The organism is Bradyrhizobium sp. Gha, assembly GCF_900113735.1.
Classification (GTDB): domain Bacteria; phylum Pseudomonadota; class Alphaproteobacteria; order Rhizobiales; family Xanthobacteraceae; genus Bradyrhizobium.
In genome coordinates this window covers 54,296-79,775 of record NZ_FOQM01000028.1, presented here as the reverse complement: position 1 = coordinate 79,775, position 25,480 = coordinate 54,296, and the positions used below count along the sequence as shown (strand labels likewise).

The following is a 25,480-nucleotide window of genomic DNA, read 5'->3' as shown; positions in this document are numbered from 1 at the left end:
AGGGAATCCTGGATTGCATCGTCGCAAGAGCTCCTCGCAATGACGGAAGCTACGCTGCCGCCACCGTCAAATTCGCACCATCCACCTGTACCACCTTCACCCGCGTCCCCGCCGGCGTATCCGGGCCCGCCACACGCCATACTGTGTCGCCAATACGGACAGTGCCGTTGCCGTCGATGATCGGCTTCTCCAGCGTGAACTCGCGGCCGAGCAATGCCTCGGAGCGCTTGTTGAGGAAGGGGCTGGCGCTGCCATCAGACTTCGGCCGGGCGAGCCGGCGCCACACCGGCACGGCGGCGGCGGCGAACACCGCGAACATCACGAGCTGGATCTGCCAGGAGATGACCGTAACGAACGAGATCAGGCCCACCAGCAACGCGGCAAGCCCGAGCCAGAACAGGAAGACGCCCGGCGCGATCACTTCGAGCGCCATCAGGATGAAGCCGAAGATCAGCCAGTTCCAGTTGCCGAGCGATACGAACATGTCGGCCATGACACGACCTCTTTCTATTGGCGCATGACCTTAGCGGAAAATCATGCGCCGTTCCTTACCCCTGCCGCGGCGGGACCGAGGGCGGCGTCGAGCCGGTCGGCGGCACCGAGCTGGTGCGGCGCGCGGCGGCAACCGCGGATGCCGCGCTTTCGCCGAAGGTTGCTTTGGCGATCTCGCCGATGCCGGCGAGCGAGCCGAGCATGCTGGTTGCCTCCATCGGCAGCATGATGATCTTCTGGTTCGGCGCCTCCGCGAACTGCCCGAACGCCTTGATATACTTGTCGGCGATAAAATAGTTCAGCGCGGCCACGTCGCCCTTGGCGATGGCTTCCGACACCGCCTGCGTCGCCTTGGCCTCGGCTTCAGCCAGACGCTCACGGGCCTCGGCGTCGCGGAAGGCAGCTTCGCGGCGGCCTTCGGCCTGGAGGATCTGCCCCTGCTTGGCGCCCTCGGCGCGCAGGATTTCCGACTGGCGCTGGCCTTCCGCGGCCAGAATGTCGGCGCGCTTGACGCGCTCGGCCTTCATCTGCCGGCCCATGGCTTCGACGAGGTCAGCCGGCGGCACGATGTCCTTGATCTCGATGCGGTTGACCTTGACGCCCCAGGGCGAGACCGCGGCGTCGACGACGCGCAGCAGGCGCTCGTTGATCTCGTCGCGATGCGACAGCACCTGGTCGAGATCCATCGAGCCCATCACCGATCGGATGTTTGTCATGGTCAGCACCGTGATCGCTTGCGTCAGATTGGCGACCTCGTAGCTCGCCTTGGCGGCATCGAACACCTGGAAGAAGGCGACGCCGTCGACCGTCACGGTGGCGTTGTCCTTGGTGATGACCTCCTGCTCGGGGATGTCGATCACCTGCTCCATCATGTTGATCTTGCGACCGACGCGATCGAAATAGGGCACGATCAGGTTGAGGCCCGGGCTCAGCGTCTGCGTGTACTTGCCGAACCGCTCGATGGTCCAGTCGTAGCCCTGCGGGACCGTCTTCACGCCGGCAATCAGCGTGACGATGACCAGCAACACAAGAACAATCGCGAAAATATCGAAGCCGCTCATATCTCCTCCAAGGCGGGAAAAAGGTCTCTCCCGCGCTGTCATTGGTCGGGATCAGGACCCTACCGGTTCAGCGGTCGCTTTTCACGTCGGCATTCTCGCCATGCCGCACAAGGCGTGCGGAGAAGGGACGCTCACGATTATGTATTTACGAAGAGCCCTTGAAAGCGAGAAGACGCAGACCTAGCGGCAAACGTTAAGAATTTGCAACACTACTCGATCACCTCGTTCGCGGTTGCAAGCAGGCTTGGGGGAAGCGTGATGCCGTTCGCCCTGGCCGTCTTCAGATTGATTGCGAGCTCGAATTTGGTCGGGTTCTGGATCGGGAGGTCCGCAGGCTGCGCACCCTTCAGGATGCGATCGATATAGCCGGCGGCACGCCCCAACTGCTCGGCACTGTCGGTGCTGTAGGACATCAGCCCGCCTTCGTCGACAAAGGCCCGGATGCAGAACACGGCCGGCAGACGCGCCTGCTCAATCGCCGCCAGCAACCGTGCGCGGTTCGCCATGGCGAAGAAGTCCGGCAGCACCAGGAAACCGCCGTCCTTGCGCGAGGCCAGCGCGGCGATAGAAGCGACATCATGCACGGGCGCCGGCTCGACCGTCACGTGCAGTGTACGCCCGGCGTCCTCGAGCGTGCGCAGCATCAGCGGTGCGAACGGTGCGGTTGCCGGATTGTAGACGACGAAGACGCGGGACACTTTCGGCGTGACCTGCGTCAGCATCTCCAGCCATTTGCCGGCCAGCGGCCCGTCGTAATCGGTGAAGCCGGTGATGTTGCCTCCGGGATGGGCCAGGTTCCGGACAAAGCCCTGGCTGACCGGATCAGTGACCACCGCAAACACGATCGGGATCGTCGTGGTGCGCCGGCGCAACTCTTCCACCGAGGACGTGCCGAGCGCGAGCAGGATGTCGGGCTTGAGCGCGATCAGCTCGTCGGCAAGCTGCGCGAGGTGGGCCCGATCACCGGCGCCGCTGCGCCAGTCGATGTTGAGATTGTCTCGATCCTTCCAGCCATGGGAGGCGAGCGCCTCGGCGAGGCGCGGCTGGCCGATCACATCATCAGCAGCGGTGACCGAGAGAACCCCCAGCCGGCGCGGCGGAGCGGGCTGCTGCGCCAGTGCGGGGGGCGCCAGCGTGGCTATCGCCCCAACAAGCGCCAGACACTCGCGGCGGTTGATGGGCGCCTCAAATCCGGACATGTCAGATCCAGCCTTGCAACTCCCGCAGCACGAGCGTGCGGATCACGTCCATGCCGGGAGCACTGTCATTGAGGCAGGGGATCGCGGAAAACTGCTCGCCGCCATTGTGCCTGAAGATCTCGGCATTCTCCTGCGCGATCTCCTCCAATGTCTCAAGACAATCGGCGGAAAAGCCCGGCATCACCACCGCGATGCGGCGCACGCCTTCTTTCGCCAGCCGCTCCATCGTCTTGTCGGTGTAGGGCTGCAGCCATTCATCATTGCCGAAGCGCGACTGGAACGTAAGCAGCAGCTTTGTGTCGTCCATGCCGAGCCGGCGGCGCAGCGCGTGCGTCGTGGCGATGCACTGGCTCTGATAGGGATCGCCCTTGTCGACATAGGATTTCGGCATGCCGTGAAAGGAGGCGACGATCAGCTCGGGCTTGAACGGCAGTGTCGCGAGATGCGCCTCGATCGAGGTTGCGAGCGCCTCGATGTAGGCCTCGTCCTCGTAATAGGGCGGCGTCACGCGCAGTGTCGGCTGGTTGCGCAGGCGGGCCAGCACGCGGAACACCTCGTCGCAGACGGTCGCCGAAGTCGAGGCGGAATATTGCGGATAAAGCGGAACGGCGAGAATGCGTTCGCAGCCCTTCGCGATCAGCGCATCGATGCCCGCCTGGATCGAGGGATTGCCGTAGCGCATCGCCCAGTCCACCACGACATGCGGGCTAGCAGACAATGCGGCGGCGAGCTTGTCGGCTTGCGACCGCGTGATGGTCTTCAGCGGCGACTCATTGCGCTCGTTGTTCCATATCTTCCGGTAGTCGAGCGCCTTGGTGCGCGGGCGGCTGCGCAGGATGATGGCGTTGAGCACCAATTGCCAGATCAGGCCCTGGTCCTCGATGACGCGGGGGTCCGACAGGAATTCCTTGAGGTAGACCCGCACACCAGGCGTATCGGCGGTGTCGGGCGTGCCGAGATTGACCAGCAGCACGCCGACGCGCGATCGGGCCGACTGTGTTGCCGGTTTCGCTGAAACGATGGGGGCGGCGATGGTCGTCATGACCTTTGGGTCGCGCGTTGGTCCGAACTTGTCAAGATGAGCCGTGTTTGGCTAGGGTCGTTTCCAGGCGGGGGAGGAACGATGACGCTCGCGGAATGGTGCGTGCTCGGAGCGCTGCTGCTCTATCTCTTGACGATCGTCTCGATCAAATGGATTCGGTTTCGCGGCTTCGACAATTCCCGGCCGCGCGATCCCGCCTTCTATCAGGACGCCATCGCGCAGCGCGCGCTCGGCGCGCACCAGAACGGGATCGAGACATTTCCGTTCTTCGCCTTCGCGATCCTGCTTGCCGAATACAGGGACTCGCCGCAGCGCCTGGTCGACGAGCTCGCGGTGCTGTTCCTGATCGTGCGGGTCGCCTACGTCCTGACCTATCTCGGCAACCGGCCGACGCTGCGCTCCATCCTCTGGAGCATCGGCTTTGCGATCAATCTCGCGATCTTCTTCATGCCGATGTTGAAGCGGCTGCTACCGGTGTGAGCCCCAGTGTCGCGGACGCGGTGCAGCGCGTTTGCGCTGCTCCGCAGAGCCGGCACCCAGCGGGCCAATTCCTGGCGCGCGCAGAGATAGGCCCCGGCTCTGCAGGCGCACCGTCGAAGGGACGCTGCGGCTTGCGTCCGGGGCAACGAGAGCTCGCCTCAAAAGCACGTCGTCCGCTCGGCTGCGATGTAGCCGAATAGCAGGCCTGCGCCGAACAGCAGCACCAGGGTCGCGGCGCCGAGTTCGATACCGCGCATCAACAGCGCGCCGCCGCCGTCACGCCCCGCGCTCAGGCGGCCGGCGACGTCCTTGGCCGAGACGGCAATCACCGCGATGACCGCCACAGTGATCGCGGTGCCCAAGCCCATCAGGAAGGTCGCGGCAATGCCGGCCCAGAACAGGCCCTGGGCGAGCGCGAACACCAACACCAGGATCGCACCCGAGCAGGGACGGATCCCGACGGTCAGGATCGCGGCGAAGCCACGCCGCCAGCCACCGGGGCCGGCGAGCTCGCTCGGAGTCGGGCCATGAGAATGGCCGCAATGCTCGTCGTGAACGTGGTCATGTCCGTGGTGATGATGGGTGCGCGCGGGATCGTGACCATGATAGTGGTGATGATGGCCATGGTGATCATGATGGTCATGCGGCACGCCCGCCAAGGCGGGCACCGGCTGCGCCACCTGCAGTGCGCGGAGCAAGGTACGGCCCTTGACCCAAACCAGCCGCAGGCCGAACAGCGCGATCAGGGCATAGCTTGCGATTTCGATCGCGCCTTCCGCCTTGCACATGGTCTTGGCGGTGGCGTTCAGGATCCAGGCCGAGATGCCGACGATCAAGATCGCCGCAAGCGACTGCATCAACGCGGAGGCAAATGACAGCGCGATGCCGCGCCGCGCGGTCTCGCGGTTGGCAACGAGATAGGAGGCGATCACCGCCTTGCCGTGGCCGGGGCCGGCGGCATGGAAGATGCCGTAGGCAAAGGAGATGAAGAGCAGCGTCCACAGCGCCGAGCCGTCGGATTTGGCCGCTCGGATGGTCGACGACATCTGGCGATAGAATTCCGACTGTTTTGCAAGCAGCCAGCCGATGAGACCACCGGCTTCGGGCTGCGACGCCTGCTTCGGCGCGCCGAACGGATTTTGCGCAAGGACATCGTGGAGCGCGGCGTCGGCGATGCCAGCGACGAGGAGAATAGCGGCGCAGGCAAGGAGCCCACGCCCAAGCGGCGAGAGATGCGGCTTCAAGGGCACTCCACCGTGATCTTGTTGGCGAACATCATGCCGAAATTGGCATTCGGCCCATCCAGAAAGGTCTGCTCGTTGAGCTTCTGCGCGGTCGCGGAACCGTCACTGGGACGATCGAGCTTCATCTGGCAGCCGGCGGGTGCGCCGACCAGCTTGACCGGATTGTCCTTGGCCATCTGAAAGTCGATGAAGAAGGAGCGGTCGAACACTTCGAGCACCAGCTGCCTGGACTTGACCGGGTTCTTGAGCGGCAGCGTGAAGTGCAGCGTCAGCACCGTGTCCTTGTAGTCGAGGTAATAGTCGACCGGGTCGTTGAAGCGCTCCTTCTTGCCATCCGCTTTCGCGAAGGTGAAGTAGGCATATTCCTTCAGCGACTCGACATTGGTCTGCGCCAGCGGCCCGAGCTCCTCGCGGGTATAGGCCCCCTTGGTCTTGCTCTCGAGCCCCTGCACTGCATAGGCCGAGAACATGTCGTCAAAGGTCCAGGCGTGGCGAACGCCGGTGATGCTGCCATCCTCGGCATAGAGCAGCTCGCTGGTCGCGGTGATCCAGACATGCGGATGCGCGCTCGCCGCGCCTGCTGCAAGCGACAGGCCGACAGCGAGCAGCCATCCCAGCAAGACGCGCATGCCGTCAGGCCGCCTTTTCGTCGAGCAGGCCGCGGCGGCGTAGCAGCGCGTCGGGCTCGGGCGGGCGGCCGCGGAAAGCCTCGTAGGCGGCTTCCGGGTCGACCGATCCGCCGCTCGAATAGATGTCGTCATGCAGGCGTTTCGCCACCGCAGGATCGAAGATGTTGCCGGCTTCCTCGAAGGCGCCGAAGGCGTCGGCGTCCATCACCTCCGACCACATGTAGCTGTAATAGCCGGCCGCATAGTGATCGCCGGAGAAGATGTGACCGAACTGGGTCGGCCGGTGCCGCATCGAGATTTCCTCGGGCATGCCGATCTTCTCGAGCTCGCGTTTCTCGAAGGCGCGGACGTCCTGCGCGGCAGAGGCCGGCTGGGAATGGAACTCGAGATCGACCAGCGCCGAGGAGACGAACTCGACGGTGGCAAAGCCCTGGTTGAATTTTCGCGCGGCAAGGAACCGCTGCAGCAGATCGTCAGGCAGCGGCTCGCCGGTCTGATAGTGGCGGGCGAACTGCTGCAGCACCTCGGGCCGCTCCTGCCAGTGCTCGTAGAGCTGCGAGGGCAGCTCGACGAAGTCGGTGAAGACGGAGGTGCCCGACAGCGAGGGATAGGTCACGTTGGACAGCATGCCGTGCAGGCCGTGGCCGAACTCGTGGAACAAAGTGCGGGCATCGTCGGGCGACAGCAGCGAAGGCTCGCTGCCCGTGCCTTTGGCAAAGTTGCAGACATTGATGATGAGCGGCGCGATCTCGCCGTCGAGCTTCTGCTGGTCCCGCAGCGAGGTCATCCAGGCGCCGGAGCGTTTGGACGGCCGGGCGTAGTAGTCGCCGTAGAACAGCGCCTTGTGCTTGCCGTCAGGACCCTTCACCTCCCAGACCCGTACATCAGGGTGCCAGACCGGCACATCCTTGCGCTCGGCGAAGCTGATGCCGAACAGGCGGGTGGCGCAGTCGAAGGCGGCGGCGATCATCTGATCGAGCGTCAGATAGGGCTTGATCGCGGCGTCGTCGAAATTGGCGCGCTGGAGGCGAAGTTTTTCGGCGTAGTAACGCCAATCCCAGGGCGCGAGGTTGAAATTGCCGCCCTCCTCCGTGATCAGCGCCTGCATCTCGTCGCGGTCGGCGAGCGCACGGGCGCGGGCCGGCTTCCAGACCCGCTCCAGCAGGCCACGCACCGCATCCGGCGTCTTCGCCATGGAGTCCTCGAGCCGGTAGGCGGCGAAGGTCGGATAGCCCAGCAGCTTGGCGCTCTCCTCGCGCAATTTCAGGATCTCGCCGATGGCCGTGTTGTTGTCGTTGGCATTGCCGTTGTCCCCGCGCGCGATGAAGGCCTTGTAGACCTTCTCGCGCAGATCGCGGCGGGCCGAGCTCTTCAGGAACGGCTCGGCAGAGGAGCGCGACAGCGTCACGATGGCCTTGCCTGCCATGCCGCGCTCTTCTGCCGCAGCCTTGGCGGCGGCGACAAAGCTCTCCGGCAGGCCCTGCCGGTCGGCTTCCCCAAGCTCCATGAACCAGTCCTGCTCGTCGCCGAGCAGGTGATGGCTGAAGCCGGTCGCGAGCTGGGCCAGCTTCTCGTTGATCTCGGCCATCCGCGTCTTGGCCTCGTCGGACAGGCCGGCGCCGGCGCGGTGGAAGCGGGTGTAGGTGCGCTCCAGGAGACGGAGCTGCTCCGGTGTCAGGCCAAGATGGGCGCGGTTCTCGTGCAGCTGGGCGATGCGGCCAAACAGCACGGCGTTCATCATGATGGGATTCCAGTGCCGCGCCATCCGCACGGAGACCTCCTTGTCGATGTCCAGGATGGCCGGATTGGAATGCGCCGAGACCAGGTCGTAGAACACCGCCGCAACCTTGTTGAGCAGCTTGCCGGAGCGCTCCAGCGCCGTGATGGTGTTGGCGAAGTCGGGTGTCGCCGGATCATTGGTGATCGCGGCGATCTCGGCGGCGTGATCGGCGAAGGCCTGCTCGAAGGCCGGCAGGAAGTGCTCCGGCGAGATCTCGTCGAAGGGCGGGGCCCCAAACGGCGTCACCCAGGCCTTCAGCAGCGGATTGGTCTCGGAGTCCGTAGTTTGGCGGAGGTCTGACATCGCAAGTCCGATTTTTTGAGGCAATTTGTTGGGCGCAGCTATAGCACGCGATGGGGCTTTTTTGGGCCATTTGGCCTTGCTCCCGCCCGCCTTTTCGGAGAGATTGCGGCCCTCGAAGCCACGGACCCCAACGCCATGAACGCGCCCTCCTCGTCTTCCCGTCAGATCGTCTGGCCGAGCGTCATCACCGTCGTCAGCGCCGCGATCCTGATCGGCGCCGAGGTGTTCGGCGCGGCCTTTGCCGGCGGCTGGGCGCTCGCGGTTCTGCTCGGACTCGGCGACCAGGCCGCGCATATCCTTCAGGCCGTGCTGTTCGCACTCGGCGTGCTGGTCATGACCGCGTTCGTCCGCGCGGCTCAGCGCGTCGAGCCGTTCTTCAAGCGCGGCTGAGGCGTCTCGCGCGCGAGAGACATACGCACGACACGGAAAACTTAACGCGCGTTCATCTCCGCCTCGCTCGCGCAACACTGCGCAAGCAGATGTTAGGCAATTCTGTTCTCAGCCTAAAAAAATTCTTGCGAAGCAGAGTCAAAACGCTTATGTGCGCTCTTGCCCAATTTCGCACGTGCCTGTGGTCGTGTGTCAGTCGGTAGGTATCCGGACAAGAGGCCGGACAGCCGCCAAGGGGTGAAGAAGCCGAGGGGCTCTTCGGAAGTGCGGAAGTCGCGAGACCGAAAGGTCAGACGACGAAGCAAACCCGGAGCGTCCAGCATCTCTCTCAAGGGATGCCTTGTCGAAGGTGACTTCACTCTTTGCAACCGTGACTGGCAGCCGGAGGCGAACCGGCGCACCCCGCTCTCAACGGGGGACGCGACTTAAAGCAACGACGGATCGGGCTTTTTTGGTCTCTACCGGCATTCCACCGCCGGCGCGGGCTACTGAAAAGGCTTGTCCTTCATTGCCAGGTGAGCGGGCGGGAAACTCTCCCAACCAATCCACGGCAGCACAGTCTGGTTTGAGTCTTTTGGCTTCAGCGCGCCTCCATCGCGCGATGTGGCCGGAGCGCTCTTATCCGACGTCACGTTGATACGGACCCCGTCGCTGGGGCCGCCGGAGAGTGCCATGACCGAACGTATCCAGGAATTCCTGCGCAACCGCCGCAAGGAAGGTCTCGACACCGAGCCGTGCCTCGTCGTCGACCTCGAGGTCGTGCGCGACAATTACCAGACCTTCGCCAAGGCGCTGCCCGACAGCCGCGTGTTCTACGCCGTCAAGGCGAACCCGGCGCCGGAAGTGCTGTCCTTGCTCGCTTCCATGGGCTCCTGCTTCGACACCGCGACGGTCGCCGAGATCGAGATGGCGCTGGCCGCCGGTGCGACGCCCGACCGCATTTCCTTCGGCAACACGATCAAGAAGGAGCGCGACATCGCGCGCGCCTTCGCGCTCGGCATCCGGCTGTTCGCGGTCGACTGCACCGCCGAGGTCGAGAAGGTCGCCCGTGCCGCTCCCGGCGCGAAGGTGTTCTGCCGCATCCTCTATGATTGCGCCGGCGCCGAGTGGCCGCTGTCGCGCAAGTTCGGCTGCGACCCGGAGATGGCCGTCGAGGTGCTCGACGCCGCCAAGCGCCTGGGCCTGGAACCGTGCGGCATCTCGTTCCATGTCGGCTCGCAGCAGCGCAAGGTGAAGGCGTGGGACCGTGCGCTGGCCATGGCCTCGCAGGTGTTCCGCGACTGCGCCGAGCGCGGCATCAACCTGACCATGGTCAACATGGGCGGCGGATTCCCGACCAAGTACCTGAAGGACGTGCCGCCGGTCGTGACCTACGGCCGCTCGATCTTCCGCGCGCTGCGCAAGCACTTCGGCAACCAGATTCCGGAGACCATCATCGAGCCGGGCCGCGGCATGGTGGGCAACGCCGGCATCATCGAATCCGAGGTCGTGCTCATCTCGAAGAAGAGCGACGAGGACGAGGTGCGCTGGGTTTACCTGGACATTGGCAAGTTCGGCGGTCTCGCGGAGACCATGGACGAGTCGATCCGCTACGCCATCCGCACCCCGCATGACGGCGCGGACATGACCCCGTGCGTGCTCGCAGGTCCGACCTGCGACAGCGCCGACGTGCTGTACGAGAAGACCCCGTATCCGCTCCCTGTTACGCTCGAGATCGGCGACAAGCTGCTGATCGAAGGCACCGGGGCCTATACGTCGACCTACTCGGCGGTGGCGTTCAACGGTATCCCGCCGCTGAAGACCTACCACATCTAAGCAGCCTCTCTTCTTCCGAGGCCTGACGAACCCGAGAGCCGGCTTGCCGGCTCCTCACCCGACATTGCCATTCTGACGACGCTTGAGACCGCGTGCCTTCGCCGGATTTCAAGCGGGGACTGACGCGCCATGACTGCTTTTCGGAAGCCACAGATCGCCCTCACTTCGCATGCCGTTCCGTTCGTGATCCGCGCGGAACGTGCATCCGACGTCGCGATGCGTGAAGCGCTGCTCGATGTCTGTTTTGGCGAGAACCGCCATGACCGCACCTGCCAGCGCCTGCGCGACGGACGCGCGCCTGCCGCAGGCCTTGCCCTGTCGGCGATGCGCGAGGGCGAGCTCGTGGGAACCGTGCGGTTGTGGCACGTCAGCGCCGGCGGCAGGCCCGCTCTGGTCCTCGGACCACTGGCGGTGGCCCCTGCCTGCCGCGAGCTCGGGATCGGCGCCGCGCTGATGCATCAAGCGCTGGCCGCCGCCCGGGCGCGCGGGCATGAAGCCGTGATCCTGCTCGGCGATGCCCCCTACTACGCCCGCTTCGGCTTCTCGGCCGAGAAGACCGGCGCATTGATGCTGCCTGGCCCGTTCGAGAGCGAGCGCCTGCTGGCGATCGAATTCCAGATCGGTGCGCTCGATGGCGCCGAGGGGATGATCGTCCCGACCGGCGCGGCGCTGGCCAAACGGAGGGTAGTTCGCCCCCTTCAGGCGCACGCGGCGTAAGGGATAGCCATGACGGCGACCACCGAAGCCGCGCTCCGCGGCAACGTGCGGCCGTGCCTGCGCTGAGCAGGGGTTGCGTGAGCCCCGGAAACGCCCTTTAACCCCACGGAATTCCCCCATTCAGTCGAGGCCCACCCCATGTCCCGTCGCCTGATTTCCACCGGCTCCCCCTTTGAGAAGACCGCCGGCTATAGCCGCGCTGTGGTCGACGGCGACTTCTGCTTCGTCGCCGGAACCACCGGCTATGACTACGCGACGATGACGATGCCTGACGATGTCACGAGCCAGTCACGCAACTGCTTCAAGACCATCGAAGCGGCCCTGAAGGAGGGCGGTTTCGAGATGGCCGACATCGTCCGCGCGACCTACTACCTCACCGATGCCAAGGACGCGGATGAGCACTTCGCGGTCTGCGGCCAGGTCCTGGGCGAGATCCGCCCGGCCGCCACGCTGCTCGTCGTCTCGGCGCTTCTCAAGCCCGAGATGAAGGTCGAGATCGAAGTCACCGCCAAGCGCCGCGGCATCTAGCAAGCGCCGCAGCGCCTGATCCATCCACCAATTGTCCGCCAGCACGTTCCGGAGAAACCATCCCATGAGCCCTCCCTCGCAGATCTATGCGAAGATCACCGGTCCCATCGTCATGGTCGGCTTCGGCTCCATCGGCAAAGGCACCTTGCCGATGATCGAGCGCCATCTCGACTACGACAAGTCGCGCGTCACCGTGATCGATCCGAAGGACGAGGGCCGCAAGGCGCATTGCGAGAAGCAGAATGTGCGCTTCATCCAGAAGGCCGTGACCAGGGAGAATTACCGGGAATTGCTGACCCCGCTGCTCACCGAGGGCGGCGGCCAGGGCTTTTGCGTCAATCTCTCCGTCGACACCGGCTCGACCGACATCATGGAGCTCTGCAACGAGCTCGGCGCGCTCTATATCGACACGGTCAACGAGCCCTGGCTCGGCTTCTATTTCGATTCGACCAAGGGCCCGGAAGCGCGCTCCAACTACGCGCTGCGGGAAGTGACGCTGGCCGCCAAGAAGGCGCGCCCGGCGGGCTCGACGACAGCCGTCTCCTGCTGCGGCGCCAATCCCGGCATGGTCTCGTTTTTCGTCAAGCAGGCGCTGCTCAACGTCGCCGCCGATCTGAAGCTCAATGCGCCCCGGCCGAAGACCAGGGCCGAATGGGCCGATCTGATGCGGCAGGCCGGCATCAAGGGCATCCACATCGCAGAACGCGACACCCAGCGCTCCAAGACGCCGAAGGAGCCTGACGTCTTCGTCAACACCTGGTCGGTGGAAGGCTTCCTTTCGGAAGGCGTGCAGCCGTCCGAGCTCGGCTGGGGCACCCATGAGAAATGGATGCCCGAGAATGCGCGGACCCACGAAGCCGGCTGCGGCGCGGCGATCTATCTGATGCAGCCCGGCGCCAACACGCGCGTGCGCACCTGGTGCCCGACCCGGGGGGCGCAGTACGGCTTCCTCGTCACCCACAACGAATCGATCTCGATTGCCGATTACTTCACCGTGCGTGATGCCTCCGGCAAGGCGATCTACCGGCCGACCTGTCACTATGCCTATCATCCGGCCGACGATGCCGTGCTGTCGCTGCACGAGATGTTCGGCCGCGCCGCCAAGATGCAGGAGAAGCACCACATCTTGGATGAAAACGAGATCGTCGACGGCATCGACGAGCTCGGCGTGCTGCTGTTCGGCCACGACAAGAATGCTTATTGGTATGGCTCGCAGCTTTCGATCGAAGAGACCCGCGCACTTGCGCCGTATCAGAACGCCACCGGCCTGCAAGTGACCTCCGCCGTGCTCGGCGGCATGGTGTGGGCGCTGGAGAACCCGAACGAGGGCATCGTCGAAGCCGACGAGATGGATTTCGACCGCCTGCTGGAGATCCAGCTGCCATACCTCGGCCCGGTGAAAGGCTTCTACACCGATTGGACGCCGCTGACGGATCGTCCGGGATTGTTCCCGGAGGATATCGACACCAGCGATCCCTGGCAGTTCAAGAACATCCTGGTGCGCTGACAGGCGCACCTGCCCGGGCCGCAATGAACGGGAGGCTCATGGCCTTCCGCCGCCCCGGGTGCTAACCAACCCTGGCCGGACGGCAACCGGGAGGTCGGCATGAAGCATATCGCCTGCATCGCGGGAGGCATCAATCTTCTGATCGCGTCCCACGCATGGGCCGCGGACACCGGTCAGTTGCCCTGCAAGACCACGCAGGAATGCAACGAAAACGCTGCCAAGATCGGCGCCAACGCCCCCAGGGACGCGCAGCCCTCGACCAGCAAATCGGACGCCGCCGAGGACCAGTTCTACTGGCTCAACAAGATCAACAAGGCCTCCACCGTGATGCTGGTAGAGGAAGGCATCTTCCCGAAAAAGACCGGCCAGCTGATCGCCGCCGGCGTGGACTACACGATCCGCCAGGCGCGTGAGCCCGACGGCAAGCGCCCCAGCGACGTCCTTCAGATCGAGAAGATCATGACCGACAAGGTCGGCGAGGAGGCATCCGTCATCCACGCCGGGCGCAGCCGTCAGGACATGTACGCGACCTTTCGCGCGGCCAAACTACGCAACCAGACGCTGGATTTTGCCGAGGCGTTGCTGGGCTTGCGTGCCAAGCTGCTCGCCAAGGCGGCCGACAATCTCGATGCGTTGATGCCCGGCTACACCAACGGCGTGCAGGCGGTGCCCATCACCTATGGCCATTACCTGCTGGCCTATGAGGAATCGTTCGAGCGCGACCAGCAGCGCGTCAGCGAGGCCCATCGCCGGCTCAACCTCAGCCCGATGGGCGTCGGCGTCATGTCCGACTCGGTCTGGCCGCTGAACCGCACGCGTCTCGCCGAGCTGCTCGGCTTTGACGGCGTCGTCGAGAATTCGATGGATGCCAACCAGGTGATCCCGTTCGACAACCAGCTCGAGGCCACCGCAATCGCCAATTCGGCCGCCATCCGCATCGGCGCGATGATGCAGGATCTGCATACCCAATACGCCGAGATACGACCGTGGCTATTGCTGCAGGAGGGCTCGACCTACACCAGCAGCTCGATGCCGCAGAAGCGCAATCCGGGCCTGATCATGCAGGCGAGGATCGCGGCTTCAGACGTGGTGGGGCTGTCGACGGCAGTGTCGATCCGCGCGCACAACGTCATGTCGGGCATGGTCGACTCCAAGTCCCAGTCAGAGGATGTCGGTTTGCTCCCCCGCGCCATCGACATGGTCACCGCCACCGGCCGGGTGTTGGATGCGATCGTGGTCAACAAGGCCCGCGCCAGGGAAGAGCTGGAGAGCGACTGGACCTCGACCATGAACCTCGCCGAGCTGCTGTTGCAGGCGCACCAGATCCCGTTCCGCGTCGGCCATGGCTTTGCATCACAGATGGTCAGCTATGCACGGCCGCTGGATCTCACGCCCAAGACCATCCCCTTCAGCGAGGTGACTGACCTCTTCGCCAAGACGCTTGCCAAATTCAACATGCCGGCGCGGCCGTTCCCGATGAGCGAAGCCGAATTCAGGGAGGTGATGTCACCGGACTGGATCGTGGCGCACACCCGGGGCGTGGGCGGTCCGCAGCCGGAGGAGACTGCACGCATGCTCAAGGCAGCCCAGCAGCGCCTCGACGCAGACAAGCTCTGGCTAGCGGCCCAGCACGACAAGCTCGCGAAGGCCGATAGCGCGCTCGATCAGGCGTTTGCGGCGCTCTTGCCCAACGACGCGGCGCAATAGGACCGGGGCGCGTCATGCCGCGCCCCGCCCACTCACGTCATCTCGCCATGTAATCGAACGCCACGCTGCCGAGCCCAAGCGTCAGGTCCGCTTTGAAGTGCAGCGCCGAGAGCACCTCGCGCACCGGCAGCCGAGCGACATCGCAGAGCGCGTGAGGAAACAGGCCGAGCGCGCCGGGTCCGGTCCAGGCTTCCTTCAACGTGATGTCCTCGAGGTGGAAGCGCACCAGCTCGCAGATCCGGGCGCTACCGTCGACATGCGGGATGATCTTCAGGATGAAGTTCGGTGCCTTCATCGGCTGGAGCACCCCGTCAAGATCGACCTTGCGGTGCTTGTAGCCCATGGTCGCGGAGGCACAGAGCACCGAACCATAATGCAGCGAGCCGACCAGCACGTCGCTCTCGACCTCGATCTTCGGCCGCGCCAGCTTCTTCGGAAACCCCCACAGCTCGCGGCCACCGGCGATCGGGCCTTCGTCGTCGAGATACATCGCGTGGGTGTAGGCGCCGAGCTCGCCCTTGAAGCGGACCGGGATCACCTGCCCGGTCTCGGTGTAGTCGCCGAAGCCGGTCGAGTCGGGCATGCGGATGAATTCGTATTTCACCACCGGCTCCGCCACCTCGAGCGGCTCGGGCACGATGGCGGCAAGGGCTTCTGGATCGGTCCTGTAGGTGATGATGAAATATTCGCGGTTGAAAAAGCGATATGGCCCCGGCGGGAATGACGGGTTCGTGAGCGGCATCGAATAAGCGTTACGGCGAACGTCCTCGATCTTCATGGAAGCCCCATCTGTCGTTGGTTCGACGGATTATGGAGGGGGCCGCGCGCCATGGCGAGGTCATTGACTGGGCATCAGACGTCACATGCGCGTCAAAATGCGGGACCGTCGAGCCTATTTCTTCTCGAGCGGTGGCGCGATTTTCTCGGCAGGGGCCGGCGGCAACGCCGGTTTGGCAGCACCCGCCGCGCCTTGCGTCTGCGGATCGGGACGCGCCGGCTGGGGAGCCGGCGTGGTCGGACGTTCGCCGCCTGGCTTTGCCTCGGCGGGCATCTTGTCCTGATCGGTGGATGGCGTGCCCTGCAGCGGCTGCGTGGCCTGCGCCAACTCCATCCGGTGTTCCGCGCGGATTTGCGCCAGCGACATCACCGAAACGACGACGCCTGCTGCGAACAGCGAGCAGGCGATCGTCAGGTCGAGCTTCACGTTTCGCTTGTCATTCTGGCCGGGCATATCGATCACCGCCTTTATCTGCGGGATCAACGAACTTCCGGCACCGGGGTTCCGCGCCCTGCATGACTGGAACTGTGGGCTCGTGCGCCAAAATAGCACGTTAGTCCGTGGTGCTGACTTCCCAGGTGGCGTGGCTCACGCCGGGCAGATGCTGGAGATCGGTCGCGACCGCGTTCAGCTCGTTCGGATCGACCGCAGTCGCCACCAGCTTGGCGACAATCTCCAGAATGTCGTCGCCAATCTCGGCGACGTCGATATCGGCCACCGCATACTTCGCGGCCTCGAGCTTGTCGACGAGACGGTCGCGCATGTCAGGCAGCGCGTCGGCCGCGACCGCGAGCTTGAAGTAATAGGTCGCCTCCAACGCCTTCTCGTTCAGCGGAATGCGGTTGATGGCGTTGACCAGCGGGCGCAGCATGGTGTTGCCGGCAATGACGAAGACGGTGAGCACCGCCGCTTGGGCGACCATGTCGGCGCCGGCGCATGATCCCACAGCGGCGGAAGCCCACAGCGTCGCCGCCGTGTTCAGGCCACGCACGTCCATGCCCTGCTTCATGATGACGCCGGCACCGAGAAAGCCGATACCCGAGACGACATAGGCGATCACCCGCACAGCACCATCAGCGCCGTCCAGATGCATGGCGAGATCGACGAAGGCTGCGGCACCCACCGCGACCAGCACGTTGGTGCGCAGGCCGGCAGTGCGTTGCCTGTATTGCCGCTCGGCGCCGATCAGCGTGCCCAGCACGAAAGCCGTGAACAGGCTGACCAGCGTGTCGGCGAAATCAGCGAGCTGGAAGGTCGTAAGAAACCGCATGGTCCCCTATACGGCCGGAACCATGACAGATCAAAGCTCCAGCAGGCCGCCGTCCCCATTTTCGTCGGCGAAAGCGAGTTGCGTGCCCTTGGCGTTCCAGGCCAGCCCGGCCACCGGCGGCGTGCCGTTGCGGCGGACCAGGATCTCGGCGCCATCCTCCATTCGCACCATCAGCACCGTGCCATCGCTGTAGCCGCAGGCCAGAATGTCGTTCTTCGGATGGCAAGCGACCACCGCCACGCGCGCCTGCAGCGGCGCCAGCATCGCGGGCTCCTTGCCCATCGGGCCGTCCTTGCTGGCAAACGGCCAGATGATGACGGTGTCGGCGCCTGAGGTCGCCAGTCCCTTGCCGCCCGCACTCCAGGACATCGAGCGGACGCGACCGGGATAGCCGGTCATGCGCATGTGCCTGTTGTCGGCGAGACGCCAGCCGTGCAGGGCGGCCTCATGCATGCTCGTGACCAGGAACTTGTTGTCGGGGCTGAAGGTGACGCCCAGATGCGAGCCGGCCCAGGGCAGGAATTCGGCCGATCCGTCCATGTTGGGAAACCACAGCGTCGCGCCGTTGTAATGCGCGATCGCGAGCCGCAGGCCCTTGGGCGCGAACGCGAGACCACCGACGGTCGAGGGCACATCGAGCGACTTTGGCTCGGCCTTGCCGCTCTTGACGGTCGCCGTCTTGCCGGCCGACCAGGCGAAGGCACCATCAGGGTGCAACGCCACAGCGTCGATCCAGCGCCGCTTCGGATCGGTGGCGAGCAGCGTCACCTCGCCCTTGGCATCGACCGAGACGACCTTGCCGTCGTCGCCGCCCATCACGAGGCGCTTGCCGTCGGAGGCAGTCGAGAGAATGCCGCCGCTGTGAACGGCCACGATGCTGATCTCGCCTTTGGCGTCGACGAAGGCGACATTCTCCTCGCCGCCCACAAAGGCGGCGCGGTCCCTGAGGAAATGCACCGAGGTTACACCCATGCCAAGCGTGACAGGCTTGACGCGGTCGGTGACGGAGACGATCGAGGCGGAATCGGGAGCGGGCGTAAACTCTTTCATCACGAGACGATGCAGCTCTCGAAGCCAGTGCGAATGAGCTCTTCCGGCAACTCACGGCCGATGAAGACGAGGCGGCTCTCGCGGGGCTCGCCCTCCTTCCACTTCCGCTGGTGGTTACCTTCCAGCATCATGTGGACGCCCTGGAACACGTAGCGGTCGTCGTCGTCATGGAAGGCGAGGATGCCCTTGGAGCGCAGGATCTTGCCGCCCTCGACCTGCACCAGGTTCTGGAGCCAGGGCATGAAGACATTTGGATCGAGCGGCTTGTCGGTCTTGAGCGACAGCGACTGCATGTCCTCGTCGTGATAGTGCTTTAGGCCGTGGCCGTGGCCGTGATCGTGGTGGTGATGATGGTCATGGCCGTGATGGTGATCATGATCATGGTCGTGATCATGATCGTCGGCCGCCAGGAAATCAGGCTCGATATCGAGGATGCGGTCGAGATCGAACGCGCCGCGATCGAGCACGTCGGCCAGCGCCACCGAGCAGCGCTCGGTGCGATGCAGTTTCGCATAGGGGTTGATGCCACGGATGCGAGCCTCGACTTCCGCAAGCTCGGGCTTGGTGACGAGATCGGTCTTGTTCAGCACGATGACGTCGGCAAACGCGATCTGGTTCTTGGCTTCGGGTGCGTCCTTCAGACGATCGGACAGCCATTTGGCGTCGGCGACCGTGACGACCGCATCGAGCCGTGCGTTCTTCTGCACGTCCTCGTCGACGAAGAAGGTCTGGGCGACCGGCGCCGGATCGGCAAGGCCTGTCGTCTCGACGATGATGGCGTCGAACTTGCCCTTGCGCTTCATCAACCCGTCCATGATGCGGACGAGGTCGCCGCGCACGGTGCAGCAGATACAGCCATTGTTCATCTCGAACACTTCCTCATCGGCGCCGATGATGAGGTCGTTGTCGATGCCGATCTCGCCGAATTCGTTGACGATGACGGCGTATTTCTTGCCGTGGTTTTCCGAAAGAATGCGGTTCAGGAGCGTGGTCTTGCCGGCACCGAGATAGCCGGTCAGGACGGTCACGGGAATTTTTGGCGAGGTCGCTTCAGGCATAACAACTCCGGACTATCGGGCTTTTCGCGCGACGCCAGGCGGGGTGGCCCCGGCCCTAATGGTCAAGCGCGCTGGTCAGGGCCTTTATATTGTGCCTGACCATGTCAATGTAAGTGGGTGCAGGCCCCTTTTCGCCGGTCAAACCGTCCGAAATCAGGGTCCCGCCGACCTTTGCGCCGGTCTCGGCCGCGATCCGCCGGATCAGGCGGTCATCGCTGATATTTTCCAGAAAAACCGCCGGGATTTTCTGGGCCTTGATCTGGCCGATGATGGCGGCGATATCCCGCGCGCTGGGCTCGGTTTCGGTGGAGACGCCCAGGGGCGCGATGAACTGGATGCCATATTCGGCGGCGAAATAGCCGAAGGCATCGTGGGTCGAGATCACCTTGCGCCGCTCAGGGGGGATCTTAGCCACGGCGTCCCGGACCTCATGGTCGAGCGCGTCGAGCTGTTCCAGATAGGCTTTGAGCCGGCTGCGGAAAAATTCCGCGTCATCCGGGGCCGCCGTGATTAGCGCATTGGCGATATTGGTGACGTAGACCTTCGCGTTCGGCACGGACTGCCAGGCGTGCGGATCGGCGGCCGAGCCAAGCTTCAACGGCGCGATGCCGGCGGTCGCGGTGACCATCTGCGCCTTGCCGCCGGAAGACTGCACCAGGCGCGGCAGCCAGCCCTCCAGCCCCAGCCCGTTGACGATGACGAGTTTTGCGTCCGTGATGCGTTTCGCATCACCGGGCGCGGGCGTGTAGACGTGCACGTCGCTGTCAGGGCCGACCAGCGTCGTCAGGTTGATGTTGTCACCACCGATCGTGCGGACGAAGTCGCCGAGGATCGAGAAGCTCGCGACGACATTGAGCCGCTCCGCGGCTTGCAACGGCGAGGCGATCAGCAGCAAGGCATACATCAGGAGGCAGCGCATCGTCACGCCTCCAGATGCCGGCCGGGGAACATCTGCCTGACGATGCCGCCGACGCGGCCGAACAGGACAGAGACGATGTAGAGCACGGTCGCGACCAGAATGATCGCAGGGCCCGACGGCACGCGGGTCTGGAACGACAATACGAGGCCGGCATAGCCCGAGAGCGCGGCAACGACGACAGCAATGCAGATCATCACCGTCAGATCGCGCGACCAGAACCGCGCGATGCCTGCCGGCAGGATCATCAGGCCGACCGCCAGCAGCGTGCCGAGCGCCTGAAAGCCGTTGACGAGGTTGATGACGACGAGGGCGAGGAAGGCGAGATGCGCGGGGCCGCCGGCGCGGCTGACGGTGCGAAGAAACAGGGGATCGACGCTTTCGATCACCAGAGGACGATAGATCACCGCGAGCACCAGCAGCGTCACCGTGGCGTTGAAGGCGACCACGAGCAGCGTCTGGTCGTCCATCGCCAGGATGTTGCCGAACAGCACGTGCAGCAGGTCGATATTGGTGCCCCTGATCGAGACGATGGTGACGCCGAGCGCCAGCGAAGCCAGATAGAAGGTCGCGAGCGAGGCGTCCTCCTTCAGCCCGGTCGAGCGCGCGACCACGCCGGCGAGGATTGCGACCGCAAAACCCGCGATCAATCCGCCGGCCGTCATCGCGAACAGATTGAGGCCGGAGAGCAGGAAGCCGATTGCGGCGCCGGGCAGGATCGCATGCGCCATGGCGTCACCGACGAGGCTCATGCGCCGCAGCATCAGGAACACGCCGATCGGGGCGCCTGCCAGCGCCAGCGCGATGATTGCGGCAAGCGCGCGCCGCATGAACTCGAATTCGGTGAACGGACCGATCAGCGCGTCATAGATCATCTGCGGTCACGCCGCCCGCGAGCTGACATCGTCAGCCGCGCAGGCCGACGCGCTGTCGTCAAAAGCCTCGCACATCCGCATCGCGACCATCAGATTCTCTGGCGTCAGCACCTCTGCCGTCGGCCCCCATGCCACCGGACCGCGCGCCAAAATCAACGTCTCGGTGAAATGCGTGCGCACCATCTCCATGTCGTGGAGTGCGGCCAGCACGGTGCGGCCTTCGGCGTGCCAATGCTTCACCAGTGCGAGCAGGTCGGCAATGGTCTTGCTGTCGATGGCGTTGAAGGGCTCGTCGAGCACGATCAGCCTGGCGTCCTGGAGCAGCACGCGCGCGAACAGCACGCGCTGCATCTGGCCGCCGGAGAGCGTGCCAATGGGGCGGTTCTCGAAACCATTGAGGCCGACGGCGGCGATCGCACGCAGGATCTTTGCACGCGCGGCCTTGCCGATCCCGCCGAACAGGCCGGTCCCGCGCCAAAGTCCAGTGCCGACGAAATCGAACACCGAGATCGGGAAGCTGCGGTCGATGTCCGCGCTCTGCGGCAGATAGGCGATGTCGCGGGCGTCCAGCAGCCCGAGATGGATGCTGCCGTCGAGCGGTTTGAGGATGCCGACGATGCCACGCAGCAGCGTCGACTTGCCGGCACCGTTGGGGCCGATCACGGCGACCAGCGCGCCCGATGCGACCTCGCCATTGAGATGGTGCACCGCCGGATGGCGGTCATAGCCGAGCGTGACGTTGTGAAAGTGCAGCGCTGCCATGGTCACCTCATCGCCAGCCAGACGACAACCCAGAGCGCGGCACAGACGGCGGCAGCGGCCGAAAGGCGGCCTGCCGCCGTCATGCGCAGGATCGACCAGGGCGCGTCCTGGGCCGGATGTGGAGAGGCTGCATCGTGGACATGGGCGTGGCTGTGGTCGTGCCCGTGCGAATGCGCATGGTCGTGGGAATGGCCGTGATTGTGGCTGTGGGACGCGGCGGGAACCATGGCTAAGGATGTTATATTATAACATTACGTCTGTCCATGCCTGCCCCCGGGACGCTTTCTGCAGCAAAAAGGCGGTCGCTGCTATGCGACCGCCTTTGCTGCTTCCCGTCATTCCGGGACGGCGAAGCCGAACCTGGAATCTCGAAATTCCGGGTCTGGTGCTAACGCACCATCCCGGAATGACGGAGTAAAGCTTACGCCTTCTCGAACAGGGACTCGACGTATTCCCAGTTCACGAGGTTCTCGACGAACGCCTTGAGATAATCAGGACGGCGGTTGCGATAGTCGATGTAGTAGGAGTGCTCCCAGACGTCGCAGCCGAGGATGGGCGTGGCGCCGTGCACCAGCGGATTCTCGCCATTCGCGGTCTTGGAGATTTCGAGCTTGCCGTTCTTCACGGACAGCCAGCACCAGCCGGAGCCGAACTGGCCCACGCCCGCGGCCTGGAAGTCGGTCTTGAACTTTTCGAGGCCGCCGAGGTCTTCGTTGATCTTCTTCTCGAGCTTGCCCGGCAGCTTGCTGCCGCCGCCATTGGGCTTCATCCAGCTCCAGAAGTGGATGTGGTTGTAGTGCTGGCCGGCATTGTTGAACACCGCGGGATTCTTGCCGAACGAGCCCTTGACGATCTCCTCAAGGGACTTGCCTTCCCATTCGGTGCCCTTGAGCGCGTTGTTGCCGTTGGTGACGTAGGCCTGATGATGCTTGTCGTGGTGGAATTCCAGCGTCTCCTTCGACATGAACTGGCCGAGGGCGTCATAGGCGTAAGGGAGTGGGGGCAGCGTAAAGGTCATGGGTTCTTGTCCGCAACTTGGTGGGGAACATCTAACGGTGACCCCTTATAGAAGGTTCCTGCGCCGTTAAATACCGCCAATTTGCGAAAGGCGCGATGCGATCGCGCGGGCCGATTTGTACAAGTTCGCCGCAGGCAAGTGGATGTCAGCCCTGATGTGCTGCAAAATATCGTTGCCTTTGAAGCGGTTATGACAGAACGAATGCACCATCGAGGCCGGGACGAGGCAGAGCCATGAGTATCGAAATCGACATTTTGAACGGCGACGCCTCGTGGCCGATCGCCAAGCCGCTGCATCAGGCGGTCTGGGCACCTGACATGGTCGCGAAGCGGCCCTGGGGCCACCTCAAATGGGCCAATGCCGATTTGCGTGTGCTGATCGAGACGCCCGAGGACGGCCTCGTCTGCCATGTCGGCATCTATTTCCGCACCATCACCTGGAATGGACAGAAGACGCATGTCGGCGGCATCGGCGGCGTCTGCACGCGCGAGGACCGCCGCAACAGAGGTTATGCGACCATGGCGATCGACGCCGCCGTTCACACCATGCGCGCCAACGAGGCGGTTCGCTTCGCGATCCTGTTCTGCGAACCGCACAATTTCGCGTTCTACGAGGCCCGCAGCTGGCTGCCTTTCAAGGGCGAAGTCTATTGCAGGCAGCCTGAAGGGCGAATCCGCTTCGATGTCATGGCGCCTTACGTCTTCAACATCGTGCGCGCGCCGACGCTCGGCACCATCGACCTCTGCGGCCTGCCCTGGTGAGAGCCAGAGGTTTTCGACGGCGGCCTCGGCCACCTGCAGCCCTGGGGCAAATGAACGCAACAATGTGATTCCATCAGACGTTGCATGGCTCGAAAATACTGCTATTGGAGGCACTCCATTCCGAGGCCCCCTCCCATGTCCCGCAGATTTGCCGCTCTCACCGCCCTTCTGGCTGCGCTGTCCAGCGCACCGGCCACCCATGCACAGAGCGCCGGCGCGAGCGGGACCTGGCTGACCCAGGCGGGCGATGCCCGCGTGAAAATCAGCAAATGCGGCGGCGGCCTCTGCGGCGTCATCATCTGGCTGAAAGAGCCGTACGACACCGCGACCGGCCAGCCCGCAACCGACAGCAAGAATCCCAATCCCACGCTCGCCAAGCGCTCGATGATCGGCCTGCCATTATTCTCCGGCATGCAGCCGGCAGGATCGAACAAATGGTCGGGCCAGATCTACAATGCCGATGACGGCAGCACCTATGCGAGCAGCATCACCGTGACCGGGGCAGAGACGCTGCGCGTCGAAGGCTGCGTCGGCGCGCTCTGCGGCGGCGAGACCTGGACGCGCGCGGAACACTAGCTCGCAGCCGCCATCATCGCCTTGAGTGCCGCGGCCGCCGACGCGTAACCGCCGCGCGCACCGTCGATGAAGTGAACGTGGTCGCTCCGCAACGCCGAGGGCGTGAAGCAGGTCATCATCGCGGCATCCTGCTGATAGAGCCCATAGCGCACGATGCCGTCGCGCGCAGCGGCGACGAGACGATCGCTCAAGGCGCGTTCGAGCTCCGGCGTGCAGTCGAGAATCATGCGCAGGCCGTCGTCATATTTGCGGAAGTCGGAATTCTCGACCACCTGGCGCTTGTAGACTTTCGGCAGGAAGCCGCCGGCCTTGATGTCGAAGCGCATCAGGACATAAGCAAAGAACGTATAGGCGAGCAGGCCTGCGCGGCGCTTGAGCAACGAGCCTCCCCGGATCGCCCGTGCCTCGTAGTCCAGCCCCTGCGGCGGCCATTTCAGCGGCGGCCCCTGCGGCGGCACGGGACGCCCCGCATCCGGACTGCGCTCGACCAGATGGATGATGTCCTCGATCACTCTTCGGAACGCCAGCGGATCGGCGTCGCGCGCGGGCATTACCAGCACCGACAGAATCAGCCCGCGCGAGGCCGGCATCAACTCGAAGCGGCAGGACAGGCCGGAAAGATCGGGCTGCGTCCCCCCGGGCGCCTCAGCGACGGCGAACTCGCCACGCTTCATCGCGGCGTCGGCGAAGGCGAGCCCACCGCCGGAGAACATCGCATAGGACAGGTTGGCCGACGGACCGAAACGCGCGACGCGCACGTCGAGACCTTTTGCGCGGATGGCACTCACCGGCACCAGCGCGACGCGCATCTTCAGGTCGAGGTCTTCCCGGACCCAGGTCGCCGTCGCAGCCAAAGCTTCGCGAGCGGCTTCGAGCTCGCCGGGCGCGACCGCAAAGCTCGCGCCGTCGCCGCCGAACACGAAGGGAAATTCGCGTCCCTCGAGCGCATTCGTCACCGCCGCGATCACGGCGGCGCCGGCCATGTTGACTGCCTTGTAGCGCTGCGCCGCGATCGCCTTGGTGGAATCGACGATGTCGGCGACACCGACGCTCCAGTCGTCCGGCAGCGGCGAATAGAGTTTCGGCTCCATCAGCTGGGTGAAGCCCCGGAAAACGGGGATGCTGCCGTAAAAGGAGTCGGCTGTCATCGCAGGAAGCCGGTCAGGTTTGCACGAGAACAGATACGGGGCGAGATCGATCGGGGTTCACCTGCCGGCTTTCCCGAGCAACAAGGCATCATTGGCTGAAATGGACGACGACAACAAGATGCCGGAGCAGGCTGGCCCGGCGCCGTTCGTCGGCAATGTCGCGGGCTAGCGCGTTAGTGCAGCTTCTCGTCCTGGCACTTGCGCAAGCTTGACGCCGGCGTGTCATGACAGCCGATCAGCCGCACGAATTGCTGCGGGTACATTTCATGGCCGTGGCCGCCGGAGTTTTGATGCGACATCGGCGGGCAGCGCGCGTCGTCCAGTTTCGCGGGCGACGGCTCCATAGGCGTTTGGCCGAGACTTCGAGAGGCCAT

29 protein-coding genes are annotated in these 25,480 nt (G+C 64.4%); 9 read left to right on the top strand and 20 right to left on the bottom strand.

Translation table 11 applies throughout. The annotated features are described in order from the left end of the window. Positions 1–49 precede the first annotated feature (49 nt). The 4 genes from BM222_RS27990 to hemH form a co-directional block, all read right to left on the bottom strand. A complete protein-coding gene (locus BM222_RS27990; RefSeq protein WP_092235285.1) occupies positions 50–493 on the bottom strand; it encodes an NfeD family protein in 444 nt (147 codons plus the stop codon). Between the two features lie 55 nt (positions 494–548). Further along, a complete protein-coding gene (locus BM222_RS27985; protein ID WP_092235280.1) occupies positions 549–1,553 on the bottom strand; it encodes an SPFH domain-containing protein in 1,005 nt (334 codons plus the stop codon). A gap of 209 nt (positions 1,554–1,762) precedes the next feature. After that, on the bottom strand, positions 1,763–2,731 hold the full coding sequence (locus BM222_RS27980; RefSeq protein ID WP_177243513.1) for an ABC transporter substrate-binding protein: 969 nt from the start codon (positions 2,729–2,731) through the stop codon (positions 1,763–1,765). Between the two features lie 22 nt (positions 2,732–2,753). Beyond that, the gene (hemH, locus tag BM222_RS27975) at positions 2,754–3,794 is read right to left on the bottom strand and encodes a ferrochelatase (RefSeq protein WP_092235274.1); all 1,041 of its coding nucleotides are present in this window, start codon (positions 3,792–3,794) and stop codon (positions 2,754–2,756) included. 81 nt (positions 3,795–3,875) lie between these two features. Here hemH and BM222_RS27970 point away from each other — a divergent pair, with 81 nt between their 5' ends. Continuing rightward, positions 3,876–4,274 (top strand): MAPEG family protein, encoded by a 399-nt coding sequence (locus BM222_RS27970; RefSeq protein WP_092235271.1) that lies wholly within the window; start codon positions 3,876–3,878, stop codon positions 4,272–4,274. A 158-nt stretch (positions 4,275–4,432) separates the two neighbouring features. Here the strand turns inward: BM222_RS27970 and BM222_RS27965 are convergent, their stop codons facing one another. From BM222_RS27965 to BM222_RS27955, 3 genes are read right to left on the bottom strand one after another with little or no spacing between them, the layout of a single operon-like run. Then, positions 4,433–5,518, bottom strand: coding sequence for a nickel/cobalt transporter (locus BM222_RS27965; RefSeq protein WP_177243508.1), 1,086 nt, complete (start codon positions 5,516–5,518; stop codon positions 4,433–4,435). Further along, complete coding sequence (locus tag BM222_RS27960) at positions 5,515–6,147, bottom strand: DUF1007 family protein (protein WP_092235262.1); 633 nt, start codon at positions 6,145–6,147, stop codon at positions 5,515–5,517. Before BM222_RS27960 ends, BM222_RS27965 begins: the two co-directional genes overlap by 4 nt. 4 nt (positions 6,148–6,151) lie before the next feature. Next, entirely contained in the window at positions 6,152–8,230 is a 2,079-nt protein-coding gene (locus tag BM222_RS27955; RefSeq protein WP_092235259.1) for a M3 family metallopeptidase, read from the bottom strand. Between the two features lie 135 nt (positions 8,231–8,365). Between BM222_RS27955 and BM222_RS27950 the strand changes: the two genes are divergently transcribed. Further along, the gene (locus BM222_RS27950; RefSeq protein ID WP_092235256.1) at positions 8,366–8,620 is read left to right on the top strand and encodes a hypothetical protein; all 255 of its coding nucleotides are present in this window, start codon (positions 8,366–8,368) and stop codon (positions 8,618–8,620) included. 485 nt (positions 8,621–9,105) lie between these two features. Here BM222_RS27950 and BM222_RS27945 read toward each other — a convergent pair whose 3' ends face one another. Beyond that, entirely contained in the window at positions 9,106–9,294 is a 189-nt protein-coding gene (locus BM222_RS27945) for a hypothetical protein (protein ID WP_177243507.1), read from the bottom strand. Between BM222_RS27945 and BM222_RS27940 the strand changes: the two genes are divergently transcribed. From BM222_RS27940 to BM222_RS27920, 5 genes are all read left to right on the top strand, one after another. Next, entirely contained in the window at positions 9,293–10,435 is a 1,143-nt protein-coding gene (locus BM222_RS27940) for a type III PLP-dependent enzyme (protein ID WP_092235252.1), read from the top strand. The genes BM222_RS27945 and BM222_RS27940 overlap by 2 nt on opposite strands. 129 nt (positions 10,436–10,564) lie before the next feature. Beyond that, the gene (locus BM222_RS27935) at positions 10,565–11,152 is read left to right on the top strand and encodes a GNAT family N-acetyltransferase (RefSeq protein WP_092235249.1); all 588 of its coding nucleotides are present in this window, start codon (positions 10,565–10,567) and stop codon (positions 11,150–11,152) included. Between the two features lie 138 nt (positions 11,153–11,290). Then, complete coding sequence (locus BM222_RS27930; RefSeq protein ID WP_092235245.1) at positions 11,291–11,680, top strand: RidA family protein; 390 nt, start codon at positions 11,291–11,293, stop codon at positions 11,678–11,680. 64 nt (positions 11,681–11,744) lie between these two features. After that, positions 11,745–13,187, top strand: coding sequence for a homospermidine synthase (locus tag BM222_RS27925; RefSeq protein WP_092235242.1), 1,443 nt, complete (start codon positions 11,745–11,747; stop codon positions 13,185–13,187). Positions 13,188–13,286: 99 nt separating this feature from the next. Further along, positions 13,287–14,894: a lyase family protein gene (locus BM222_RS27920; protein ID WP_092235239.1), complete on the top strand. Its 1,608-nt coding sequence runs from the start codon at positions 13,287–13,289 to the stop codon at positions 14,892–14,894. Positions 14,895–14,931: 37 nt separating this feature from the next. Here the strand turns inward: BM222_RS27920 and BM222_RS27915 are convergent, their stop codons facing one another. The 10 genes from BM222_RS27915 to BM222_RS27870 form a co-directional block, all read right to left on the bottom strand. Next, on the bottom strand, positions 14,932–15,672 hold the full coding sequence (locus tag BM222_RS27915) for an acetoacetate decarboxylase (RefSeq protein WP_092235235.1): 741 nt from the start codon (positions 15,670–15,672) through the stop codon (positions 14,932–14,934). A 114-nt stretch (positions 15,673–15,786) separates the two neighbouring features. After that, positions 15,787–16,125, bottom strand: coding sequence for a hypothetical protein (locus BM222_RS27910; RefSeq protein ID WP_092235355.1), 339 nt, complete (start codon positions 16,123–16,125; stop codon positions 15,787–15,789). 100 nt (positions 16,126–16,225) lie between these two features. After that, a complete protein-coding gene (locus tag BM222_RS27905) occupies positions 16,226–16,942 on the bottom strand; it encodes an MgtC/SapB family protein (RefSeq protein ID WP_092235233.1) in 717 nt (238 codons plus the stop codon). Positions 16,943–16,972: 30 nt separating this feature from the next. After that, the gene (locus BM222_RS27900; protein WP_177243506.1) at positions 16,973–17,992 is read right to left on the bottom strand and encodes a WD40 repeat domain-containing protein; all 1,020 of its coding nucleotides are present in this window, start codon (positions 17,990–17,992) and stop codon (positions 16,973–16,975) included. Then, positions 17,992–19,050 carry a CobW family GTP-binding protein gene (locus tag BM222_RS27895; protein ID WP_092235226.1) on the bottom strand — a complete coding sequence of 353 codons (1,059 nt, stop codon included), beginning with the start codon at positions 19,048–19,050 and terminating at the stop codon, positions 17,992–17,994. Before BM222_RS27895 ends, BM222_RS27900 begins: the two co-directional genes overlap by 1 nt. Positions 19,051–19,105: 55 nt before the next feature. Further along, the gene (locus tag BM222_RS27890) at positions 19,106–19,969 is read right to left on the bottom strand and encodes a metal ABC transporter substrate-binding protein (protein WP_092235222.1); all 864 of its coding nucleotides are present in this window, start codon (positions 19,967–19,969) and stop codon (positions 19,106–19,108) included. Positions 19,970–19,971: 2 nt separating this feature from the next. Then, the gene (locus BM222_RS27885; RefSeq protein ID WP_092235219.1) at positions 19,972–20,841 is read right to left on the bottom strand and encodes a metal ABC transporter permease; all 870 of its coding nucleotides are present in this window, start codon (positions 20,839–20,841) and stop codon (positions 19,972–19,974) included. 6 nt (positions 20,842–20,847) lie between these two features. Then, entirely contained in the window at positions 20,848–21,603 is a 756-nt protein-coding gene (locus BM222_RS27880) for a metal ABC transporter ATP-binding protein (protein WP_177243505.1), read from the bottom strand. Positions 21,604–21,605: 2 nt separating this feature from the next. Beyond that, complete coding sequence (locus tag BM222_RS27875) at positions 21,606–21,830, bottom strand: hypothetical protein (RefSeq protein ID WP_092235211.1); 225 nt, start codon at positions 21,828–21,830, stop codon at positions 21,606–21,608. 194 nt (positions 21,831–22,024) lie between these two features. After that, complete coding sequence (locus BM222_RS27870) at positions 22,025–22,621, bottom strand: superoxide dismutase (protein WP_092235208.1); 597 nt, start codon at positions 22,619–22,621, stop codon at positions 22,025–22,027. Between the two features lie 233 nt (positions 22,622–22,854). Between BM222_RS27870 and BM222_RS27865 the strand changes: the two genes are divergently transcribed. Next, positions 22,855–23,382: a GNAT family N-acetyltransferase gene (locus BM222_RS27865; protein ID WP_092235205.1), complete on the top strand. Its 528-nt coding sequence runs from the start codon at positions 22,855–22,857 to the stop codon at positions 23,380–23,382. Positions 23,383–23,517: 135 nt separating this feature from the next. After that, on the top strand, positions 23,518–23,958 hold the full coding sequence (locus BM222_RS27860) for a DUF2147 domain-containing protein (protein ID WP_092235202.1): 441 nt from the start codon (positions 23,518–23,520) through the stop codon (positions 23,956–23,958). Here BM222_RS27860 and BM222_RS27855 read toward each other — a convergent pair. Together BM222_RS27855 and BM222_RS27850 are read right to left on the bottom strand one after the other, a co-directional pair. Then, positions 23,955–25,106 carry a DUF3095 domain-containing protein gene (locus BM222_RS27855; protein ID WP_092235198.1) on the bottom strand — a complete coding sequence of 384 codons (1,152 nt, stop codon included), beginning with the start codon at positions 25,104–25,106 and terminating at the stop codon, positions 23,955–23,957. The two genes, BM222_RS27860 and BM222_RS27855, sit on opposite strands and share 4 nt — an antisense overlap. Before the next feature lie 173 nt (positions 25,107–25,279). Further along, a complete protein-coding gene (locus tag BM222_RS27850) occupies positions 25,280–25,480 on the bottom strand; it encodes a hypothetical protein (protein ID WP_092235352.1) in 201 nt (66 codons plus the stop codon).

What these genes read in the sequence shown, in the direction of transcription:
- BM222_RS27890 (WP_092235222.1), bottom strand. Translation starts at nt 19,969, where the DNA reads ATGCGCTGCCTCCTGATGTATGCCTTGCTGCTGATCGCCTCGCCGTTG.
- BM222_RS27945 (WP_177243507.1), bottom strand. Translation starts at nt 9,294, where the DNA reads ATGGCACTCTCCGGCGGCCCCAGCGACGGGGTCCGTATCAACGTGACG.
- hemH (WP_092235274.1), bottom strand. Translation starts at nt 3,794, where the DNA reads ATGACGACCATCGCCGCCCCCATCGTTTCAGCGAAACCGGCAACACAG.
- BM222_RS27895 (WP_092235226.1), bottom strand. Translation starts at nt 19,050, where the DNA reads ATGCCTGAAGCGACCTCGCCAAAAATTCCCGTGACCGTCCTGACCGGC.
- BM222_RS27985 (WP_092235280.1), bottom strand. Translation starts at nt 1,553, where the DNA reads ATGAGCGGCTTCGATATTTTCGCGATTGTTCTTGTGTTGCTGGTCATC.
- BM222_RS27855 (WP_092235198.1), bottom strand. Translation starts at nt 25,106, where the DNA reads ATGACAGCCGACTCCTTTTACGGCAGCATCCCCGTTTTCCGGGGCTTC.
- BM222_RS27875 (WP_092235211.1), bottom strand. Translation starts at nt 21,830, where the DNA reads ATGGTTCCCGCCGCGTCCCACAGCCACAATCACGGCCATTCCCACGAC.
- BM222_RS27970 (WP_092235271.1), top strand. Translation starts at nt 3,876, where the DNA reads ATGACGCTCGCGGAATGGTGCGTGCTCGGAGCGCTGCTGCTCTATCTC.
- BM222_RS27990 (WP_092235285.1), bottom strand. Translation starts at nt 493, where the DNA reads ATGGCCGACATGTTCGTATCGCTCGGCAACTGGAACTGGCTGATCTTC.
- BM222_RS27860 (WP_092235202.1), top strand. Translation starts at nt 23,518, where the DNA reads ATGTCCCGCAGATTTGCCGCTCTCACCGCCCTTCTGGCTGCGCTGTCC.
- BM222_RS27940 (WP_092235252.1), top strand. Translation starts at nt 9,293, where the DNA reads ATGACCGAACGTATCCAGGAATTCCTGCGCAACCGCCGCAAGGAAGGT.
- BM222_RS27950 (WP_092235256.1), top strand. Translation starts at nt 8,366, where the DNA reads ATGAACGCGCCCTCCTCGTCTTCCCGTCAGATCGTCTGGCCGAGCGTC.
- BM222_RS27915 (WP_092235235.1), bottom strand. Translation starts at nt 15,672, where the DNA reads ATGAAGATCGAGGACGTTCGCCGTAACGCTTATTCGATGCCGCTCACG.
- BM222_RS27960 (WP_092235262.1), bottom strand. Translation starts at nt 6,147, where the DNA reads ATGCGCGTCTTGCTGGGATGGCTGCTCGCTGTCGGCCTGTCGCTTGCA.
- BM222_RS27900 (WP_177243506.1), bottom strand. Translation starts at nt 17,992, where the DNA reads ATGAAAGAGTTTACGCCCGCTCCCGATTCCGCCTCGATCGTCTCCGTC.
- BM222_RS27935 (WP_092235249.1), top strand. Translation starts at nt 10,565, where the DNA reads ATGACTGCTTTTCGGAAGCCACAGATCGCCCTCACTTCGCATGCCGTT.
- BM222_RS27925 (WP_092235242.1), top strand. Translation starts at nt 11,745, where the DNA reads ATGAGCCCTCCCTCGCAGATCTATGCGAAGATCACCGGTCCCATCGTC.
- BM222_RS27870 (WP_092235208.1), bottom strand. Translation starts at nt 22,621, where the DNA reads ATGACCTTTACGCTGCCCCCACTCCCTTACGCCTATGACGCCCTCGGC.
- BM222_RS27865 (WP_092235205.1), top strand. Translation starts at nt 22,855, where the DNA reads ATGAGTATCGAAATCGACATTTTGAACGGCGACGCCTCGTGGCCGATC.
- BM222_RS27880 (WP_177243505.1), bottom strand. Translation starts at nt 21,603, where the DNA reads ATGGCAGCGCTGCACTTTCACAACGTCACGCTCGGCTATGACCGCCAT.
- BM222_RS27920 (WP_092235239.1), top strand. Translation starts at nt 13,287, where the DNA reads ATGAAGCATATCGCCTGCATCGCGGGAGGCATCAATCTTCTGATCGCG.
- BM222_RS27850 (WP_092235352.1), bottom strand. Translation starts at nt 25,480, where the DNA reads ATGGCCTCTCGAAGTCTCGGCCAAACGCCTATGGAGCCGTCGCCCGCG.
- BM222_RS27885 (WP_092235219.1), bottom strand. Translation starts at nt 20,841, where the DNA reads ATGATCTATGACGCGCTGATCGGTCCGTTCACCGAATTCGAGTTCATG.
- BM222_RS27910 (WP_092235355.1), bottom strand. Translation starts at nt 16,125, where the DNA reads ATGCCCGGCCAGAATGACAAGCGAAACGTGAAGCTCGACCTGACGATC.
- BM222_RS27905 (WP_092235233.1), bottom strand. Translation starts at nt 16,942, where the DNA reads ATGCGGTTTCTTACGACCTTCCAGCTCGCTGATTTCGCCGACACGCTG.
- BM222_RS27930 (WP_092235245.1), top strand. Translation starts at nt 11,291, where the DNA reads ATGTCCCGTCGCCTGATTTCCACCGGCTCCCCCTTTGAGAAGACCGCC.
- BM222_RS27955 (WP_092235259.1), bottom strand. Translation starts at nt 8,230, where the DNA reads ATGTCAGACCTCCGCCAAACTACGGACTCCGAGACCAATCCGCTGCTG.